This window comes from Gallibacterium genomosp. 3 (genome assembly GCF_001678475.1).
GTDB lineage: Bacteria > Pseudomonadota > Gammaproteobacteria > Enterobacterales > Pasteurellaceae > Gallibacterium > Gallibacterium faecale.
The window spans coordinates 1-20,798 of sequence record NZ_JTJR01000023.1; the positions used below are offsets into that span (position 1 = coordinate 1).

Below are 20,798 nucleotides of genomic sequence, written 5' to 3' on the forward strand. Positions count from 1 at the left end.
AACACCATTGATTACTTAGAGTTATTTTTTGTCATTAGTAAACAATGATAAAAATCCTATAAAGCAATTAATTTACAATACTTACAAAACTAATCTATTTAAAGTAAAAACAATTCACAAAATAGTAATATTGAAGCAAATAAAAACCAAAATATAAAAAAACAATTACACTTATTATTATATTTTTTGTTTTTTTCATTTATTTTTTAACAAGAATTTCTTTCTACCCCTCCCTCTAACCCACATTATTAAAATATTCACTATCAGTATAATAGAATCAATCTATCATAAATAAAAAATATTTATTTTTCAATTAAATACATAAAAATAATGATACGTATAGTAACTAGTTATTTTTGATTCTTAATAATATAAAAAATAGCAAATAATTAAAATATAAAGGAAAACAGTCCATCCATTTTTAAGAAAATAAGGCTAAATAATTTACAAAAATCCCCCCCCCCCCCCGCCTCATTTACACAAATTTATACTATTGCTATAATCTAGGACTTTTAATACATTGACTAATAATTAATCAGTTTCATCATTTAGGCGAACCAATCTTTTAGTTAAGTAGTTAAGACAGTTGGACAGTTATAGAGAATATTTATGAATCATATCTTTAGAGTAATTTTTGATAAAACCCGTGGCGTATTTGTTGCCGTTTCTGAATTAACGAAAAATCATGGTAAGGCAAAGTCTGAGAAAATAGTATATTCATCAAATTTCTCTCTTTCTCGTATTTTTTCATTTAGTGCAATTTATACTGCGATATTAGTCGGAGGATTTTTTACTACATCAACCCCTGTTCAAGCTTGGGAGTGGGGATATGGTACCAGTGGAACTCGTGTTGGCTTTGATAATTTATGGTGTGGTGATTATTCCGATGGCAAATCCGTTATGCTGAATTTAAATGGGACAAGAAGTCGCGATTGTGGCGCCATCTCCAATCAATCTGTTGCTATTGGTTACAATGCAGGTACATGGAATGGCGGAACTGATGCAGTCGCTATTGGTTACAATGCTTTCACGAATACAGCACGTTCTATTGCGATTGGTTCTGAGGCAGGTACTGATGGCTCAGGAAGTGCGCAAACTGTTGTCGGCGCCCAATCACGTGGTAAAGGAACTCAATCAACTGTTGTAGGTAACTTTTCAGCCGCTTCAGCTCAATCTGTGGCATTAGGTTCTAACGTATTTGCCCGTGGTGAAGGTTCTATCGCTATTGGTAATGATGACCTAATTGGAACATTAGATTGGACATCAACCGCAGCACAAGAGTATTCAGTAAAACTACCTAATGGCTCTAATGGGACAACTGATGTTCTACATAATATCTACGCTGATTTATATGCTAACTCTTGGTTTTATTCAGATCGTACAAAATTTGATGCCTCTTACAATACTATTGAAGCAAGAACTGGTAAAGATTACCGTATCTTTTCACCTACCTTAGCCAAAGGGCGTGGCTCTATTGCGATTGGTTCGCGTACTGTAGCAGCAGGTGATGTATCTACAGCGGTAGGTTCTCTTTCTTTTGCTTTTGCACCTAAATCAACCGCAATCGGTATTCGTTCTTTTGTATCAGAGGATGCAACAGGTGGTACTGCTATCGGTGAAAAATCTAACGTATTTGCCTCTAACTCAGTGGCAATTGGTAACTTAACCGAAGCCTCTAATTCAGGTACAGTTTCTTATGGTTATAAAGCCATTGCGGTTGGTAAAGACTCTATTGCGATTGGGAATAATGTTGCTGCAGCTACATCAATAACTAATGGTGGTGATATTATCAGGGCTTATAGTACTACTGATGAAGGTAGCCCTACTCAAATAGATGAGGTAAAAAAGGCTATTATAGCTTATTTTGATGGTAGTGGAGATACAAAGAGTAAATTCGATACGGTCAAAGAAGACAAGGTCTATTTAACCGTTGGCTCAGAAAATATTAAGAAATCATCCTATCAAGGATCTAATGCTATTGTACTTGGTAACCGTTCTTTAGCGCTTAAAGAGAATGGCGTAGCTGTGGGTTATGGCTCATTAGTGGATGCAGAAAACTCAATTAGTGTAGGTTCTTATAACTATATTAAAAGTTTATCCAAAAATACCTTAGTAGTGGGACTTAATAACCGTATTTTAAGTGGAAATGGAACTAAAGATAAGCCTAATGTCAATGGTTATAACAATACAGTAATTGGATCTAATAACATCATTAATCTTAATACAGGAGATTCCTTAGTTTTAGGCTCTTATAGTAAATTAGGTTCATCATCAGGTGCATCTTTAACACTTGGTAAAAACATAAGTATTGGTGATAATGCCTATCAGGCTATTGCATTTGGTCAAAATGCTACTATTGGTAACTCGTCAAATAACGCAGCCGCAATTGGTGTTAATGCTAACATTGGTGAATCCTCTCGTAGATCAATAGCCATTGGTGTATCATCCAATATTGGAAACAATGCCGACAACTCAATCGCTTTTGGTTATAATGCTACCATAAATAATGGAGCATCTAACTCCTTAGCAATCGGTTTGAACACTTCTATATCTGAGAATGCAACTAACTCAGTAGCCTTTGGTATTGGTGCAAGAGCAACCGTTGCTTCTTCCTTGGCATTAGGTAACCAATCTATTGCTTCTTTCGCTAATTCTGTCGCGTTAGGTTTCCAATCAGTGACCGATTATACTCAGAAAGATTATAATACTGCTCCTTGGGCTGCTGAAGGTGCTATTGCAACCCCAACATCAAGTAAGACGGGGGTAATCTCTGTAGGTCGTAAGGGACAAGAGCGGCGTATTACTAACGTCGCCTCAGGTGCTTTAAATACAGATGCAGTAAACGTTTCACAACTTAAAACTATTGAAGATAAATTCCAATCAGAAATTAACTCTTTAAAACAAGGTGGCGCTTCTCAATATCTCAGTATTGAACGTAAAAACAGCACAAGTATGGCAGGTCAGTTAGCAGCAAGACTTGAAAAAACTGATAACTATCAAACTTACGTAGAAATGCGTACTCAGTTAGCTTACCTCAAAGCACGTAAAGAGGTAAATGGCGAAGTATTTGATGAGACTGCTTATAATAATTATGCTAATGCAGTAGATATACTTGGTGCACTCTATAATGAAGAGGTCGCTAATACCGCAACATCATTAAAAGCAACCGATCAAGCAATTACTAATGCAAAAAGGCAACTTAACGGTCTGACTGGTGAGGCATTAGAAAATAAACGTGCAGAGCTAATGCAAAACTTACAAACAACTATTGCTAATGCTCAAACTGCTGATGCAGGAAGAACAATAAGTGGTGCTTTATCCACAGCTCAAGCAGAAGAAGCTAAACAAAATACAAACTATAACAACGATGGTGCCAAAGGTGATGATAGTATTGCAGTTGGTTGGAAGGCCAATACGCAAGCCGCTTCAAATGGCAATGTTGGCGGTAAACATGGTGTAGCAATTGGTTTTGAAGCAAGTGTGACGGGTGAAAATGCGATTGCCATTGGTGGTTCGGAAGCGGACGGCAATTCGACTATTCCAAACAAAGCATCAGGAAAAAACTCGATTGCAATTGGTACGGCAAATACCGCATCTGGTGAAAAATCCATTGCTGTGGGATATAAAAATACCATATCGGGGATTGGTTCAGGCGCATTTGGTGACCCTAACAATGTATCGGGTATCGGTTCTTATGCGTTTGGTAATAACAATACAGTAAGTACTAATGATACTTTCGTATTGGGTAATGATGTTACTACCAATGCAGGATTTGGCAATTCAGTTTATTTAGGTAATACCTCTAAGGCGATTGATGATACCGCTGTATCTAAATACGGTAGTAGCTACCTAAGTGAAACAATCAACGGTTTCACCTTTAATAATTTTGCTAATGGTAAGGCAACATCAGGGCAAATTCTTGGTATCGTAACAATTGGTACAGATCAAAAAACCCGCCGTTTACAAGGCGTTTCGCCAGGTTTACTAGCAGCAGGTTCAACTGACGCAGTGAACGGTTCACAGCTATTCTCGATTGCTAATACATTAACACAAAAACTCAATGATGGTTACACCTTAGAAGGTGATGAAGGTGTGCTTAATCAAACAGATTCAAAATCAGGCAAAGCTGCTGTTGGCTCAAGAATCACTTTAAATACCGCTGATTGGACATCGGTTAAGGATAATGCTAAGTATAGCGGTGATAATATCCAAACCTTCTATCAGAAAGATGATACTGGGAATAGTAAGATTACTATTGGTGTGAAAGAGTCACCGACCTTTAAAGATATTACAGCAGAAACGATCGGTAAGCAGGGAGGGGCAGAGCTAAGCTTTAATGATGCTGATATTACGGTTAATAATAAGAAAGTAACGGGTTTAGCAGATGCTGCTTTATCTAATAGTTCAACAGATGCAGTAACTGGTAAACAATTGTTTACTTTGCAAGGTAAAACAGTGTCGTTAAGTGGTGATACAGGCACTACCACAGCTAAGTCAATTAATGATAATCCAAGCTTTGGTATTAAAACAGGTGACTACCTTAGCACCAATGCTGCGGATGATGATGTTACTATTAGCTTAGACACTACGAGTTTAGCCACTAAATTAGCAGAAAATTTCATAAAGATTGATGGCTCTAATGTACCTACGAAAACGGGTAACCTTGCTGCGTATAATGCTTGGAGAAATGCTTTAGGTATTGGTGATGGAGTTAACTGGTTCAATGTGAATGCAAATGCACCAGTAGCAGAAAGCATACCTGAAGGTACGAGTCTGACAACGTCTAACTTTGATAAAGATCACAGTGGTGCGACAGGGACAAATAGTACGGCAATAGGCCCATTTGCCTTGGCGTCTGGGAAAGAGTCAGTGGCTCTTGGTAAGAACGTGAGATCCTCTGCTACTGGTATGGTAGCGATTGGTCGTGATATTACTGCGACAGTAGCTCCTTTGACGGAAGGTAGTACACCCCAATATGCGATTGCGATTGGTCACCAAGCAGGGACGAAATCTGATAATACGGTAAATACAATAGGTAGTAACTCTATCGTTATTGGTGCGAATGCTTATGCAGGAAAAGTAGAGAGTTCTGTTGTTAAAGCGGCAGCAGGTGCAACTGTTGTCGGTACAAATTCAGGTGCGAGTGGTAATTTTGCGACGGCATTGGGTGCAAATGCAGAGGCACAAGGTAATATGTCATTGGCAGTAGGGCGTGGAACTGTTGCGGCTGGTGTTAGTTCAATTGCAATTGGTTCGGGAACTGGGGATAATGTAACAACGGCTGCGGCGAGTAATACAATCGCTATTGGCGCCGTTGCGAAAGCCATTACGGAAGGTGCGACGGCTTTAGGGGCGAGCGCACAGGCAGTTGGAGGTAATAGTACCGCTGTTGGTTCTGGTTCAATAGCGAGAGGTTTGGATTCGGGCGCTTTTGGTAAATCAAACACTGTAGAAGCACAACGTGGTTATGCATTTGGTATCAGTAATACCGTTGGGGATTCTGACTCACTTGCTTTTGGTCAAGAAAATACCATTAGTGGTTTTGAGTCTGTAGCGATTGGTAAGAAAAATACCATAGCGGCGACAGCAGATCGTTCAGGTGTATGGGGTACAGCAGAGGGAACTAGCACTGATACATTTAGTACAGTAGCAGGCCACGATTCTTATGCGATTGGTAACAGTAATAATGTAACAACGGATGCTAACTGGACGTTTGTATTGGGTAATAATGTGACTGCCAATAAACAATCTTCGGTGTATTTAGGAGATCGTGTTGGTTTTGTCGGATCTGAGAAATCTAAAGGAACAGACACTTATTCAGAGCAAGCTATTGGTGATATTACCTATAAAACTTTTGCAGATGCTGGTAAGATTGCTGGAATTGCAACAATCGGTAGTGATGATCAAACTCGTCGTTTACAAGGAGTGGCACCAGGATTGATATCGGCGACATCTACCGATGCCATCAATGGTTCACAACTTTTTGCAACTAATACTGTATTAAGTAATGTTGCTAAATCAGTAAAAGATAACTTTGGTACGGATGCGACGATAGATGCAACCGGTACTATTACCTTTACAAATATTGGTGGCACAGGCAAAGGTACCATTCATGAAGCGATTGCGGCTTCTCGTGAAGTGGTAGAAACTGTGGATAACGGTGGTTTAACAGTTGATTCGTCTAATCAAGTAAGTGGTGCGAAGAAATACACCGTTAAGATTGAGGATACCTTAAAAGCTAAGATTGATAACTTACCTACAAATGTGACAGACGAGTTAGCGAAGAAAGCGAATAAGACACTAGATAATTTAACTGATGCGGGTAAAACAGTTATCACTGATTTAGTTGATATTCAGAAAAAAGATGGCTCAATCGATGGGCTAACGATTGAATCATCGGTAGATGATGCAACTAAAAAGAAAACCTTTAAAGTAGGAATTACTGAGGAGGTGATTAAACAAGCAGCCGGTACGACCAATTTAGCGACTGACTATGCTAAAGCAGATGCCTCTAATATCAGCGATAGCAATATAACGAAGTGGCAAGACAAGTTAGGCACAATTCAATTTACGGGTGATGCTGGTAATAGTAAATCAGTCAAATTAGGCGACACAATTAAAATTTATGGTCAATCTACCACTGACAATGCTCAAGCGGGTTACACCAAAAATAATATCCAAGTCTTTGGTGGAGAGAATGGCTTATTTATCCAACTTGCAAAAAATCTGAGTGGTTTAGGTACTGTTACAGCAAATACTGTTACAGCAACTACTTTCAAGCTAGGTAATGCTAATAATGCACCGACATTAACTGCCGATAACGGCAATATTAAAGTAAGTGATGGTGCAAAAATTACCAATTTAACCAAAGGGGTGGAAGATAAGGATGCCGCAACGGTTGAACAAGTAAAAGATGTTACACTGGCTTTCACAACAGATAGTAAAACAACGGGTACTACAGATACTACAACGGCTGTGAAAGGTAAAGTAAAACTGAGCGAACAGTCACTGGCGTTAAATGGCACAGACGGATACATTACGACATCCACTACAGAAAATAGCCAAGCAGTTACGATTGATCTTGCGCAAACCTTAAAGACTAAATTAGGTAAGCTAGATAACCTTGCAGACAATGCTAATGAGACTTATGCAACTAAAACGGAAATTAATAACTTAAGCAGTACTTTGAACTTTGATGGGGATAAGTCTTCTACTGGTTCTGTAGATTTAAAAACACAACAGTTCGCTGTGAAAGGTACAGAGAATGAAATCGAAACTACTGCAAATGGACAAAACCTAACGATTAAATTAGCTGAAGCGATTACCAATAAACTTAAGGACATTGATAATAAAGCGAATAAAACTGATGTAGATGCAAAAGCAGATACAGGATTAAGTAATTTAACGAATGATGGTAAGAATGTAATAACAGGATTAGTAAATGTTATAAGAAAAACGGGTTCATCAGATAAATTAACAGTAAGCTCTAAGGTAGATGAAACAAGTAAAGTTAAAACTTTTGAAATTAATTTAGATGATAGTAATTATGCAAATATCTCTCTTTCTAATATAGATAATACTGCAAAAGATACTATAACAGGATTAGTTTCAGGAAGTGTTAAAACAGGAGATTCTAGTAAATACTTATCAGTAGAAAATACGGGTGGATCAAATGGAGCAGCGAAGAAAATAGTTGTTGGCTTATCAGATGATGCTATCACTAAATTAGATAAGATTGATACATCTATTCAAAAAGCAGCTGATTCAGCTAAGAAAATTTACTTAACGGCTAATACTGACAAAACAAATGATCAAACACTAGGTCAAACGGGAGATATTAATTTTGGTGTTAAGGGTGATAATACGACAATATCTACATCAGGATCTGGTAGTGATATCACTATAAAAGTTAAAGATGGCGGAATTAATACTACTCAATTAGCAAATGGAGCCGTAACAGAAGCTAAACTTGATTCTACATTAGCAGGAAAAATTAATTCTGGATTAACCTTTGCAGGAAATACAGGAACAGCATTTAATAGAACTTTAGGAAGTACTGTAAATATTAAAGGTATTGAGAATGGATATATTACAACTTCAGCCGCTACGGATACTATTACTATTGATTTAAATCAAACCGTTAAAGATAAATTAAATAATTTAGCAACAAATCCTAACGCAACTTATGCAAAATTAGATGCTTCTAATATTACAGGGGAAAATCAAACTAAATGGAGAGAGGCTTTAGGAGGTATAGGATTTTCTGCTGATAGCGGAACAGCGACTACTCGTAAATTAGGAGAAACTTTAGCTATCAAGGGTCAAAATGGCTATATTCAAACTAAATCTGAAGATGGAAAAATAGTAGTTGAATTAACAGAGACAGCTAAGGCTAAGTTAGATAATGTTAATGGAGCTACAGCAGATTCAACACAAACTATAGCTTTAGTAGATCAAAAAGATAAATCTACAGCTACTCAAACATTGGCTCAAAATGGCGGAATTAAATTAAAAATCGCTAATGGAGATGATTCCATAGTCACTGAAGCGGATACTACTACAAGCACAGTTAAAGTTAAGGTTAAAGACGGTGGAATTAATACTGCTAAATTAGCTAACAATGCTGTTACTAAGGATAAATTAGCTGATGATGCTGTTGAAACCTCTAAGATTAAAGATGGCGCAGTTACAACCGCTAAACTAGCTAATGATGCCGTAACTAAAGATAAGTTAGCTAATGATGCTGTTGAAACCTCTAAGATTAAAAATAGCGCTGTCACTGGAGATAAAATAGCTAACGGAGCAATTACAGCAGAGAAGTTAGCACCAGACTTTAAAACTAATGTAGAAAAAGCAATAGCTTTAAAAGATCAAAAAATTAAATTAACGGGCGATTCTGATAGTAAAACTGATGATCAAACTTTAGGGCAAGCTGGTGGAATATCCTTTGCTATTAATGGTGATGATGATGTAGTCACTAAAGCAAGTGCCGCTAAAGTTGATTTAAGTATCAATAAAAATGAATCAATTACAGAAGCTAATAAAACAAGCACAAGAGTTGCAACGACAAAAGCAGTTTATGATGCAATATTAGCTGCTAAAGCGGTAGTTGAAGCTAAAGCTGATGCAACTGGTGCAGATAACTTAATAGAAGTAGAAAAAGTTGCTGGAACTGGAATAGCTAAAGATACCTTTAAAGTATCATTAACTAAGGAAAACTTAGTAACTAATTTAGCAGATACATTTGCTAAAAAAGATGCGACTGGATTAAGTAATAATGACATAGCAAAATGGAAAAAAGCATTATCCATAGAAAACGTTTCTAATACGTCATCATTAACATATCGAGCTAATTCAACAGCAGATGCGGATGCTAAAACCGTAGCATTCGATAAAGGACTTGATTTTATTGGTGATAAAAATATTACAACGTCAATAGAAGATGAAGGAAAAGTAAACTTTGCATTAAAAGATACTTTAACAGGTATAACTAATATTACTAATGGTTCTAAAGTAGATGATACAGGAGTTACAACATTAAATATTAGTGATGCAGGATTAACTTTAAATGATAAAAACATTAAAGGTGTTAAAGCAGGAAGTGATGATAGTGATGCAGTTAATGTAGCTCAATTAAAAGCTTTAGCAACAACTTTAGGTGGAAGTGTAGATAATAATGGTAATGTAACAGCTCCAACATTTAATACTAAGGTAGAAGGATCAGGAAAAGGTTCAGCTCCAACAACAACTAAAAGTGCAATAGATGATTTAATTACAGCAGTAAATAAAGGATTAAACTTTGGTGCTGATTTAGAAGATCCAACTAATAAGAAATTAGGAGGAAGAGTAGATATTAAATCTGGGGATATTGTTGATAATAATATAAATTATAAAGCTAAGAATTTAAAAACTAAAGTTAGTGATGGAAATATCTTAATAGGATTAAGTGAAGCTCCAGAATTTAAATCAATAAATTTAAGCCCTGATGGAACTAATAAGATAACATTAACTCCAGATGATAAAGGTAATTTAACTATATCTAAATCACCAGCTGGAGAAGATGGAGATAGTAAAGTAGTTCTAAAAGGGATTAAAGATGGGGATAGCTCAGATTCTGCTGTAACGAAAGGAACATTTGATGAATTAAAAAATAAGATAGTATCAAATGACCCATTAAATGGAAAAGACGGAGCAAATGGATTACCTGGAAAAGACGGCTTAAACGGTAAAACATTATCAGATAAAGTAGAAGCTTTAAGAGATGGAGTAGCTGGAAATGTCGTTTATACAAAAGCGGATGGAACAAGATTAGTATTTGATCATACTGATGGTAAATACTATGAATTAGATCCAGCAACAGGTAAAAAGAAAGCTGATGCTCAAGCAGTTCCAGCAGATCAGGTTATATTATCTTCAGTAAATCCTGATGGAACGACAACTAAATCTGTAACACTTGGCAACCTTGCAAGTGCATTAGGTGTAAATTTAGAAGCTGCCCCATTAGCAGCAGTAACTAATGATGATGCAAAAGCAAAAGTTACTAGTTTACTAACTAATACAGATAAAGCTAGTCTTTCTAAAGCAGCGACAGCAGCTGATTTACAAGTACTTGCTAGAGCAGGATTAGATTTTACTGCCGATGACAATAAGACTGTTCATAAAAACTTAGGTGAAAAATTAGCTATACTTGGGCAAAGTACAGGAACTGGAACAGATAAGAAATCATATATAGAAACTTCAATAGAAGATGGAAAAATTAATATTAAATTATCTGATGAAGTTAAAGCTAAATTAGACGGTATTTCTGGAGATGGTAAGCTAGTTTATAAAGCTAATGGAAATGGAATAGATGGAAAAGATGGAGTTAATAAGATTTCTTTAGCTGAGGGATTAAACTTCAGTAATGGCACTAACACAACAGCTACAATAGAAGAAAATGGCGTAGTTAAATATAGTGTTAATCCAGTTCTAAAAGGAATAACATCAGTTGGAAATGGTGAAGGCGCTAATGAAGCTAAATTAACCTTTAATGCTGGAACATCTGCAGGAGAGAATGGCGAACCAGCAGCGGTAGCACCTAGTATTTCAGCAAATAATGTTAAGTTAACAGGACTTGCTAATGGAGATATAGCGAAAGGATCTACAGATGCAATAACAGGAGATCAATTCAATACGTTAGCTGAAAAAATCGGTATAGCTAAAGATGGTACTAATGGTATCAATGGGATTGATGGCTATGATGGTAAAGCTGGAAAAGCTGGCGACATAGGACAACGCGGTGTTCCAGGTCAACATGGTCTGAATGGCGCTGATGGACTTCCATTAGTTGGTCCAGCTGGTAAAGATGGCTTAAATGGCACAACGATTGTCAACAAAGTCCAAAGTTTACGTGATGGTGTGGCTGGTACATTGGTTTACACCGATACAAATGGTAATCGTGTTTTAGCTGAAAATGGTAAGTACTATGATACAAGTGTTGTTGGTAATAAAGTCAAAGCGAATGATGGCTTGTGGTATGATGCTAACAAGGTTAATACAGATGGTTCAGTAAACGATAAAGAAGCTAAAGGTAGTACTTTAGCTCAGTTGAATGAAGCTTCTAAGACTGCGGGTACAGGTGATAAATCATTAAGCAATGATAAAGTTATTCTTTCTGCGGTGAACCCAGATGGTGAAACAACCTCGCCTGTAACAATCGCTAACTTGAAAGATAATCTTGCTGAAGTAACTCTTACAGAAGAAGAGGTGAATTCTGCATTGACAGACTTAGGTCTTGATCTTGAAAGTGTAACAGAGACTCAAAAAGCAAGCGTTAAATCTAAACTTGCTGGTAAAAAAGCAAGCTCAGAAGTAGCTAAATTATTGAATGTTGATGGTACTGATAAGTCATTAAGTCGTGCTGTAACTTTACGTGACTTACAAACAGTGGCTCAAGCTGGCTTAACTTTTGTGGGGAATGATAATGTTAATATCCACCGTCCATTGGGTACTACCTTTAAGATTATCGGTGCTGCTGGATTGACTTATACAACAGAAACTAAGCCAACAGATAATACTGTAGAAAGTACTAAGGCTTATGCATCTGATTATTCTGCAAGCAACTTAATTACCCATCAAGATGGTGATGAGACGCTTCGTATTGAGATAAAGAAACTTCCTCATTTTGAAGGGATCGTTATCAATGGTACAGATGGTGATGATGGTGCTAATGGGAAAGGTAAAGATGGCTTTATCGGTGTAAATGATAAAGGTGAAGTTGTTATTATCAACGGTGTTGACGGTAAGAACGGTAAAAATAGTGATAAAGGCTTAGATGGTAAAGACGGTTCTAAGATTATTACTAAGAAAGATTTAATCGGTGAAGAGGCTGCTATTAAATTAACCTATAGTGCTAATGATAAGGGTAAAGATGATGCTATTGAAAAAGCAAATACCTCTTTAGATAAAGGTCTAAACTTTGTCGATGGCAACAATACCACAGCTTCTATTGATAAAGACGGTAATATTAAGTATGACTTAAATAAAGACTTATCAGGTATTAACTCTATCAGCTCAGGTAAAGCGAAAGATAATGATGGTAAGGATAAAGATAACTCTGTCGAAGCTAAGATTACCTTAACTCCAGGTGAAAAAGGTCAGGATGCAGAGGGTAATGAAATTATCACGAAAGCACCAACCGTAGATGTTGGTAATTCTCGTATCACCAATGTGGCTAAACCTAAAGAAGATAGTGATGCAGCGAATAAGGGATATGTAGATAATGAAATTGGTAAAGTTAAGACTAACTTAGAGAAAGTAGGTGAAACTGCGACAGAAGCAAAAACTTTAGCAGAAAAAGGTCTTAATATCGCAACTAATAAAGATGATGCTCAAAAAATGGCTTTAGGCGATACTATTCGTGTCGAAAGTGGCTCAAATGTTAAAGTTTCTGAAGTCTCTACTGATAAAGATACTGACTCTGGAGTTACTACCTTTAAATACACAATTAATGTTAAAGGTATTCCGATGACTTATGTTGATAAAGCAGGTAAACCATTAGTTCAAGTTGGCGACGATTTCTATCATCTCAATAAGCAAGGCTTACCTGATTTCGTTGCAGGCACAGTTGCAACAACAGAAATTGGCGGAATTAAAGCAGTTAAAGATCCAACCAAGTTGAATGATCAAGCTATTAGTGATGATGCATTAGCCACCGTTGAAGTCGCTGATGGAAAAGTACAATCTGGTAAGGTAGAAAATACTAAACGTAGCAAACAAGCCGTTAATGGTGGACAACTTGCTGATCTTTTAGGTAAAGATGCCACTGTCCAAAATGGCAAAACTGTTGTGGAAACTATTGGTGGTACTAAAGCAAATAATCTTAATGATGCAATTGCTGAGGTAAAATCTGATGCAGCAGCAGCCAAAACAGAGGTAAAAGTTAAAGGTAAAAACCTGTCGATTGATACGACTAAAGGAGACAACAAAAATACTATCTATACCTTACAAGTAAGTAATACGCCAGAATTTGATAAAGTAACTATTGGGGGCAAAGTATCTATGACAGCAAGTACAGATAAAGATGGTACTAATGTACTTAATGTTGGCGAAGATACACCAAATCGTATTCGTGGTGTAGCAGATGGTGTTGCTCCAACAGATGCGGTGAATAGACATCAACTTGATATGACGACTAACAACTTAGATCGTAAGATTAACCAAGTAAGCCGTGATGCTAATGCAGGTACTGCAAGCGCAATGGCAGTTGCAGGCTTACCACAAGCAAATCAAGCGGGTTACAATATGATTTCTGTTGCTAGTGGTTACTATGGTGGTGAGAATGCTGTTGCAATTGGTATCTCTAAGGTATCTGATAACGGTAAAGTTATCTTCAAAGTTAGCGGCACCTCAAACAGCCAAGGTAAAATGGGTATGAATGCTGGTGTTGGCTATCAATGGAGATAAGCACTAACCTTTAATTAATTATCAAAAGCCGAATGAATCATTCATTCGGCTTTTCAGATTATTGACAACCCAGAAAGTAATCACAAATCTTAATAAGTGTTTATTAGGTTTCCTCTCACACTTGCCCAAATAGAAATAAGATTTTCAGGCAAAAAACAGAGATTTTTCTCACTATGTTTGAAAAATGATCACTTTTTTGCCTGAAAATCTTATTGGTATGAGGAATAACAAGTGGCGAGAGTTGGTATTATTCGCTTCACTCATCTTTCGAGCTGTTGCTTTCAGCAACATTCAACGCTTTTCTTTTGCCTCCTTTTCTTTGCAAATTCAACGATACAAAGCGTAGCTTTTTGAACGTTGTTTGCAATGGCTCGTTAGAGTGAGCTTGCTTGCGAATAAAAGGAGGTCCCCCTTTAGAGTGAAACCTAAATGTTAATTAGAACAAAATATCTAAAAAATATTAAATAGACTTTGTTATCAAATTTATTCAATATTTTTATCTTTTATGTTTTGCCACACCATCAGTAGCAAATAATACCTGCCTTAGTGAATTAAGGCTTAATACCACATCACTGCCTACCACAAAATATTGTTGAGCTTGAATCACTAAGATTGCGGGATATAAGGTATTTTTCAGTTCCACTTGATAGCGGTAATACCCGCCTAAAAAGCTCACCTGTTTCACTGTTGCTACTGCACTTCCCCTTTGTTGATCAGCAATAACGGATTTAGTCGTATCGCCTTGCATCACAATCTCTTCTGGACGTAATAACAAATAAGCGTTGCAGTTATCCTGAATCAACGAGCCATTAGCATAACTCGCTGTGGTTAATGGCATTAAGCCAAACGCTGAATCTAATTGCGGTTGCTGAATTTGACAAGGCAAATAATTCACCTTACCTAAAAATTCAGCTACAAAATGTGAATTAGGTTGCTGATATAAGGTTAAGGCATCACCAAATTGCACGATTTTTCCTTTATCCATTAAAGCTAATTTATCGGCAAAGACAAATGCCTCTTCCTTGCTATGGGTAACAAAAATTGCTGGTACGTTTTGTTGTTTAAGAATTGCTCTAATTTCTTCGATAAGCTGATAACGCACTTGGCTATCAATATTTGAAAATGGCTCATCAAGCAGTAATAACTTAGGCTCACAAGCTAAAGCACGAGCGATTGCCACGCGTTGTTGCTGTCCGCCTGATAATTGATGTGGATAACGTTGCTCTAACCCTTGTAATCGAACTAATGCCGTCATTTTGGCTAATATCACTTGTTGCTGTTGGCGGCTTTGTTTTTGTAAGCCAAAGGTAATATTTTCCGCCACAGTTAGATGTGGGAAAAGCGCATAATCTTGAAAAATTAGCCCAATTTGTCGTTGTTCTAGTGGCGTAGTTGATAACTCTTGGTTGGCTAATTTAATCGTGCCTGTGGTAATCGGTAAAATACCCGCGATTGCTTTTAATAAGGTTGTTTTACCACAACCACTTGCCCCTAATAAACACACAATCTCATTTTGTTCTAAGGTAAAACTGAGATCTTGCAATATAGTTTGTCCGCCATATCCACAAGTTAATTGGCTAATTGATAATGTACTCATCTTATTCTTTAGTTCTGGTTGCTAATAATGAACGGGTCAGCATAATTACAGGAATTAAGCCAACAATAATTAATACAATCGCTGGTAATGCGGCACGTTCTAATTGTTCATCTGAAGTATAGGTAAAAACGTGGGTTGCAAGCGTATCAAAGTTAAAGGGACGCAATAGTAATGAAGCATTTAACTCTTTCATACTCTCAATAAACACCAATAATAAAGCGGTCAATATCCCTTTACGTAATAATGGAAAATGGATCTTACGCCATACAGATAAATTAGAATGCCCTAACGTTTTTCCTGCCATTTCAAATGACGGCGGAATTTTATTCAAGGCAGTTTCAATACTGCCGACTGACATCGCAGAAAAACGAATGACATAAGCAGTAATTAGGGCAAAGATTGATCCTGAAAAGACTAGCCCGAATGAGGATAAGCCTAGCCAATCGGTAAGAGAGTGCAGTTGGTGATCTGCAAAAGTTAGCGGAATTAATAAGCCAATCGCTAATACAGTGCCTGGTACCGCATAACCTAATGATGCTAAATGTAATCCTTGTTTCGCATAAATAGCTTGATAAAAACGCCGTATAAAATGTAAGAACAATGCAAAGAAGATACTCACTAATGCAGCAATTACAGCAACTGATAGGCTGTTTTTGGTATAAACAAAGAAATTATCTGTCCATGCCTCTGAGAAGTAATGATAAGCCCAGTAAATTAATTGGAATAATGGAATAAAAAATGCCAGCATCACTAATAGCCAGCTGTAAACGACTAAACCTTTTTCCCACCAAGTTTTAATTGGCTGATATTGATGTAACGCTTCACAACCTCGTTGATAATGTTTCTGTTTACGCCTTGCATAACGTTCAATCACAATAAAAACACTAATAAGGAATAACATCGAAATCGCAATTTGTGCGGCAGCTTGTAAATCACCAAAACCCAACCAAGTGTCATAAATTGCTGTCGTTAAGGTTGGAATTGCAAAATAAAAAACAGTACCAAAATCACCTAATGTTTCCATTGCGACTAACGCACAACCGACTGCAATGGATGGACGTAATAAAGGTAAGGTTACCCGCCAAAAAATTTGACGTTGGGACGCACCTAATAATTTGGCACTTTGAGTTAGATTTTCAGATTGTTCCATTAATGCCAAACGGCTTAAGAGAAAAATATAAGGGTATAGCGATAACGCTAAAATAAAGCAAGCTCCCCCCAAACTCCGAATTGATGGGAACCAATAATCGTGAATACTCTGCCAACCAAATATTGTTCTTAGCGATTGTTGTACAACGCCTGGATAGTCTAAGAAATCTGTATAGAGATAAGCTGACAGATACGCAGGAATCGCTAATGGTAAACAGAGTAACCACTGTAATACAGATTGCCCCTTGAATTGATAACGAGAAACTAAATAAGCCGCAGGCAATGCAAACAGTAAGCTAATCAGTACCGTCCCTGTTACTAATAGCAACGAATTAATAAAATAGTCTGTTAATACGGTATGCCATAAATGAGTTAAGCTTGCCAATGAACCCTGAATAGCCTGATACAAAATTGCCACAATTGGCATAACAAAAAAGCCAATCAATACGAGTGTAAGTAAGTTGACAGCAATAGTTTTGATTTTAAACACAGCAATATCAATTAAATAAAAATAGAAAAAGGCAGTTGCCGAAACAACCGCCTATTGGGAGGCTAAAATGAAACCTTATTATTCAAGATCGAATTTAACTTCATCAATCAGTTTTAGTGCCTTGTCATAATTCTTCGCAATATCATTTAATGGTAATGTATCTGCTTTGAATGTTCCCCAAGATTCAACTATTTTAGATACTGCAACGCCCGGTTTTACTGGATATTCGTGATTAAGTTCAGCGTAGAGGTGTTGTGCTTTATCACTACTTAAAAACTCAACTAATTTCAAGGCATTTTCTTTATTCTTTGAATATTTCGCTACCGCAACACCACTAATATTCACGTGTGTACCCGTAGTCGTTTGGTTAGGGAAATTAATATAAACAGATTCTGCCCAAGCACGTTGTTTATCATCTTCTAACATCTTACCGAAGTAATAACTGTTACCGAGTGAGTAATCACAAATTCCTTCTTTAATTGCTTTCACTTGATCGCGGTCACCGCCTTGTGGTTTTTGAGCTAAGTTATTTTTTAAGCCAACTAAAAATTCTTTCGCTTTTGCTTCACCATCATGAGCAATCATTGAGGCAACTAATGAAACATTGTAAGCGTGTTTCCCAGAACGTACACACACTTTACCTTTTAATTCTGGTTTCGCTAAATCGTAATATGTAAAGTTTTCTGGTAATTTACCTACACGATCTTTTGAGGTATAGATTGCTCTCGCACGTGTTGTTAAGGCAAACCATTCATCGTTTTTATCACGATATTGTGCTGGGATATTTTTTTCTAACACCGCAGAATGAACGTGTTCTGCAAGACCTGCGTTCACTAATTCCATTACTCGGCTAATATCAACAGTTAATAATACATCTGCTGGGGTTAACTCTTTTTCACGTTTTACACGCTCAACTAACCCTTTATCTGCATAGATTAGATTTACTTTTACTCCACTTTGGGCTTCAAATTCTTTTAATAATGGTTCAATTAAGTAAGGCTGGCGGTAGGAATAAACATTAACTTCATTGGCAGCAAAAGCGGATGTTGCTAGAGTTGCTAATAGGCTAGCAGCTAAAAGAGATTTTTTCATAGTACCTCGCAAATAATATTAAATAAACGTGATTATCAGTAATCGTTTTTAACATACCGTATTGAAATATCTGTGTCAATAAGAATTATTCTCAATTTCGCATATATCCTACTATTCTACTATTCATTACATAAAGAGGAATAAACATTCTATGAAAAGATAAAGTTAGTAGATTTAGCTAGTTTGCATTGAGCATTTTGGCTAATAAGTGATAGCAATTCCAATTTATTGGAGTTAAGTAGTTTAGCGCATCAGTAATATCATTCTAATTTATTAAAGTTAGCTAGTTTGGCTAGTGAGTAATGTTATTTCGCTTTGTTAGAGTTAAATAGTTTGGCTAGTTAGCAATTTTATTTCAACTTGTTGGAATTAAATAGTTTGTCTAGTAAATAACAGTTATTTCAATTTATTGATGTTAAGTAGTTGATTTAGTGAATAATAGTTATTTCAATTTATTGATGTTAAGTAGCTGATTTAGTGAATAATAGTTATTTCAAAATCCTAAGATAAAACACCTTAGATTATTCCATCACACCAAAATGTGCCAAATTTTATTCAAGTTGCTGAATGATCGCTCCTCTTCATCTTAAGGAAGAGGAGTAAGGAGAAGATGTAATAACCTATGGCAATTTCGCCACAATAGCATAACCAGGTTGTTTACCAACAATATGATAGACGGTATCCGCTTCAATAAATACGGAATCCCCTTGTTGCAAGGTTAATGTTGTTTCTGCGCTAGAGAGGGTTAAGCTGCCTTGCATAACTAATAAAATCTCTGCACTCGCTGCAACTAAATCCATTGCAAAATCAGGCTGATAATTTAAGTTTGCTAAAGCAAAGTCTTTACTTGGCGTATGGTAGGTTGTATAGCCAACTTTTTCTTCTGCTGCTGGAATCACTTTCGGCGTAATCTCTGTACAGTCAATAATTTTCAGTAACTCTGGAATATCCACATATTTTGGTGTTAGCCCACCACGAATGACATTATCTGAACACGCCATCAATTCAATATTCTGCCCTCTTAAATACGCATGAGGAATCCCAGCATCTTGGAAAATCCCTTCCCCTTGCTGTAAATGGACAATATTAAATAGATAAAAACAGAGTAAGCCAGCATCTAATTTCTCTAGTGGGATCGCCATCGCTTCTAAAGCATAAATTACCCAATAGTCTGGATTATCTAAAGATAAACGCCCTTCACGGTATGCCATTTGATTGCGTTGGATAATTGGCAATAACCACTGTTCTAATTGCGTTTGAGATGCTTGCATTACCTCAGCATAAAATGCTTTTAATGATTGATTCTCTAATTGCTCACCTAATGGTACTAATGATGGACGGGCATAGAGGGTTTTAAAAATAGCTTCTTTGCTTTTAAAGCCATGTAATAACCAGAAATCAGATAAAGCAATCATCATTTCTGGTTTATGATTATCGTCTTTGTAACTGCGTTTCGGATCTTTTAAATCAAGGCCCTCTGCATTTTCTCGTGCAAATCCTTGTTCGGCTTCTTTTTTGGTTGGATGCAACTGGATCGAGAGCGGTTTCACCACATCTAAAATTTTTAATAAATACGGGAGTTTATTACCAAATTGCTGTTGTGATTTTTCCCCTAATACCGCTGGGTGTGCCGCAATATATTCTGCAAGATTTTCTGTTTTTTCTGCGGTTTCAAGCAAAGACGGTGCGCTAGGGTGCGTACCTAACCACCACTCTGCATAAATTTTATCATCTTGTTTTAATTGAAAAAGTTGTGGAATATACTCTTTTCCACCCCAAATATAATGTTGTGCCTGACCATTAAGGCGATAAAACATAATTTATTTTCCTCCAATTGGTTGGGTAATTCTGCCTATCTTCACTAAAAATTGTAATACCTTCGCAACATCATCTACATCATAAATATAGACTGGTAATTGTTTATTATTCTTGAGCACAATTTGTAGAAACCCATTTTCGCTAATATTGATAGTTTGAATATGTTGATAAGGAATATAAAGATTATTTAAGAAAAAGCCTTCTTGTTTTAATAAAAATACGGGATAACGGATAAAGGCATGATAAATCAATAAAATAGATAACATTACTAATAAATAGATTGTAACAGTTTCTAACCCTTGTGGTAATGCTTGATATACGGCGATCCAGATTAATAGCAACATTACGATACTTTCTATTTTTAATTTGCGTAATAAACGCACTTTTAGTTCTATTTTGCCATAGCGTTTATCCATGATGAATTGATCATAGATTGCAAATAGGAGATATAAGAGGATGAGTCCTAGTAGAGTAATGTTAATGATCATATGCGTTTTTTAAATATTTTTAGGTTTCACTTTAAAGGGCATAGTTTTTTAGATTTCTCCCTAAAGGGTATAGTTTTTAGGTTTCGCCCTAAAGGGCGACTTCATTTTATTCGCATGCAATGTTTAAAAAGTTAATGCTGCTTCAGTTTGATGATAAACCTAAATTTAGTCACAAATCCTGATAAGTGTCTAATGGGTTTCCTCTCACACTTGCCCGAAT

Annotated in this window: 6 protein-coding genes; 1 reads left to right on the top strand and 5 read right to left on the bottom strand. The window is 36.5% G+C overall.

Annotated features, from left to right (window positions below; translation table 11 throughout):
* Window positions 1-609: 609 nt before the first annotated feature.
* Window positions 610-13,944 carry a YadA-like family protein gene (locus QV06_RS06015; RefSeq protein WP_065237349.1) on the top strand — a complete coding sequence of 4,445 codons (13,335 nt, stop codon included), beginning with the start codon at window positions 610-612 and terminating at the stop codon, window positions 13,942-13,944.
* A 496-nt stretch (window positions 13,945-14,440) separates the two neighbouring features.
* Here QV06_RS06015 and QV06_RS06020 read toward each other — a convergent pair whose 3' ends face one another.
* From QV06_RS06020 to QV06_RS06040, 5 genes are all read right to left on the bottom strand, one after another.
* Window positions 14,441-15,541, bottom strand: a complete 1,101-nt coding sequence (locus tag QV06_RS06020; protein ID WP_065237350.1) for an ABC transporter ATP-binding protein — start codon at window positions 15,539-15,541, stop codon at window positions 14,441-14,443.
* Window position 15,542: 1 nt separating this feature from the next.
* Window positions 15,543-17,180: an ABC transporter permease gene (locus QV06_RS06025; protein WP_065237351.1), complete on the bottom strand. Its 1,638-nt coding sequence runs from the start codon at window positions 17,178-17,180 to the stop codon at window positions 15,543-15,545.
* A gap of 78 nt (window positions 17,181-17,258) precedes the next feature.
* Complete coding sequence (locus QV06_RS06030) at window positions 17,259-18,272, bottom strand: Fe(3+) ABC transporter substrate-binding protein (protein WP_065237352.1); 1,014 nt, start codon at window positions 18,270-18,272, stop codon at window positions 17,259-17,261.
* A 620-nt stretch (window positions 18,273-18,892) separates the two neighbouring features.
* On the bottom strand, window positions 18,893-20,089 hold the full coding sequence (gene manA / locus QV06_RS06035; protein WP_065237353.1) for a mannose-6-phosphate isomerase, class I: 1,197 nt from the start codon (window positions 20,087-20,089) through the stop codon (window positions 18,893-18,895).
* Window positions 20,090-20,092: 3 nt separating this feature from the next.
* Window positions 20,093-20,578 (bottom strand): YobD family protein, encoded by a 486-nt coding sequence (locus tag QV06_RS06040; protein WP_065237354.1) that lies wholly within the window; start codon window positions 20,576-20,578, stop codon window positions 20,093-20,095.
* Window positions 20,579-20,798: the final 220 nt, after the last annotated feature.

What these genes read in the sequence shown, in the direction of transcription:
- manA (WP_065237353.1), bottom strand. Translation starts at nt 20,089, where the DNA reads ATGTTTTATCGCCTTAATGGTCAGGCACAACATTATATTTGGGGTGGA.
- QV06_RS06040 (WP_065237354.1), bottom strand. Translation starts at nt 20,578, where the DNA reads ATGATCATTAACATTACTCTACTAGGACTCATCCTCTTATATCTCCTA.
- QV06_RS06030 (WP_065237352.1), bottom strand. Translation starts at nt 18,272, where the DNA reads ATGAAAAAATCTCTTTTAGCTGCTAGCCTATTAGCAACTCTAGCAACA.
- QV06_RS06020 (WP_065237350.1), bottom strand. Translation starts at nt 15,541, where the DNA reads ATGAGTACATTATCAATTAGCCAATTAACTTGTGGATATGGCGGACAA.
- QV06_RS06015 (WP_065237349.1), top strand. Translation starts at nt 610, where the DNA reads ATGAATCATATCTTTAGAGTAATTTTTGATAAAACCCGTGGCGTATTT.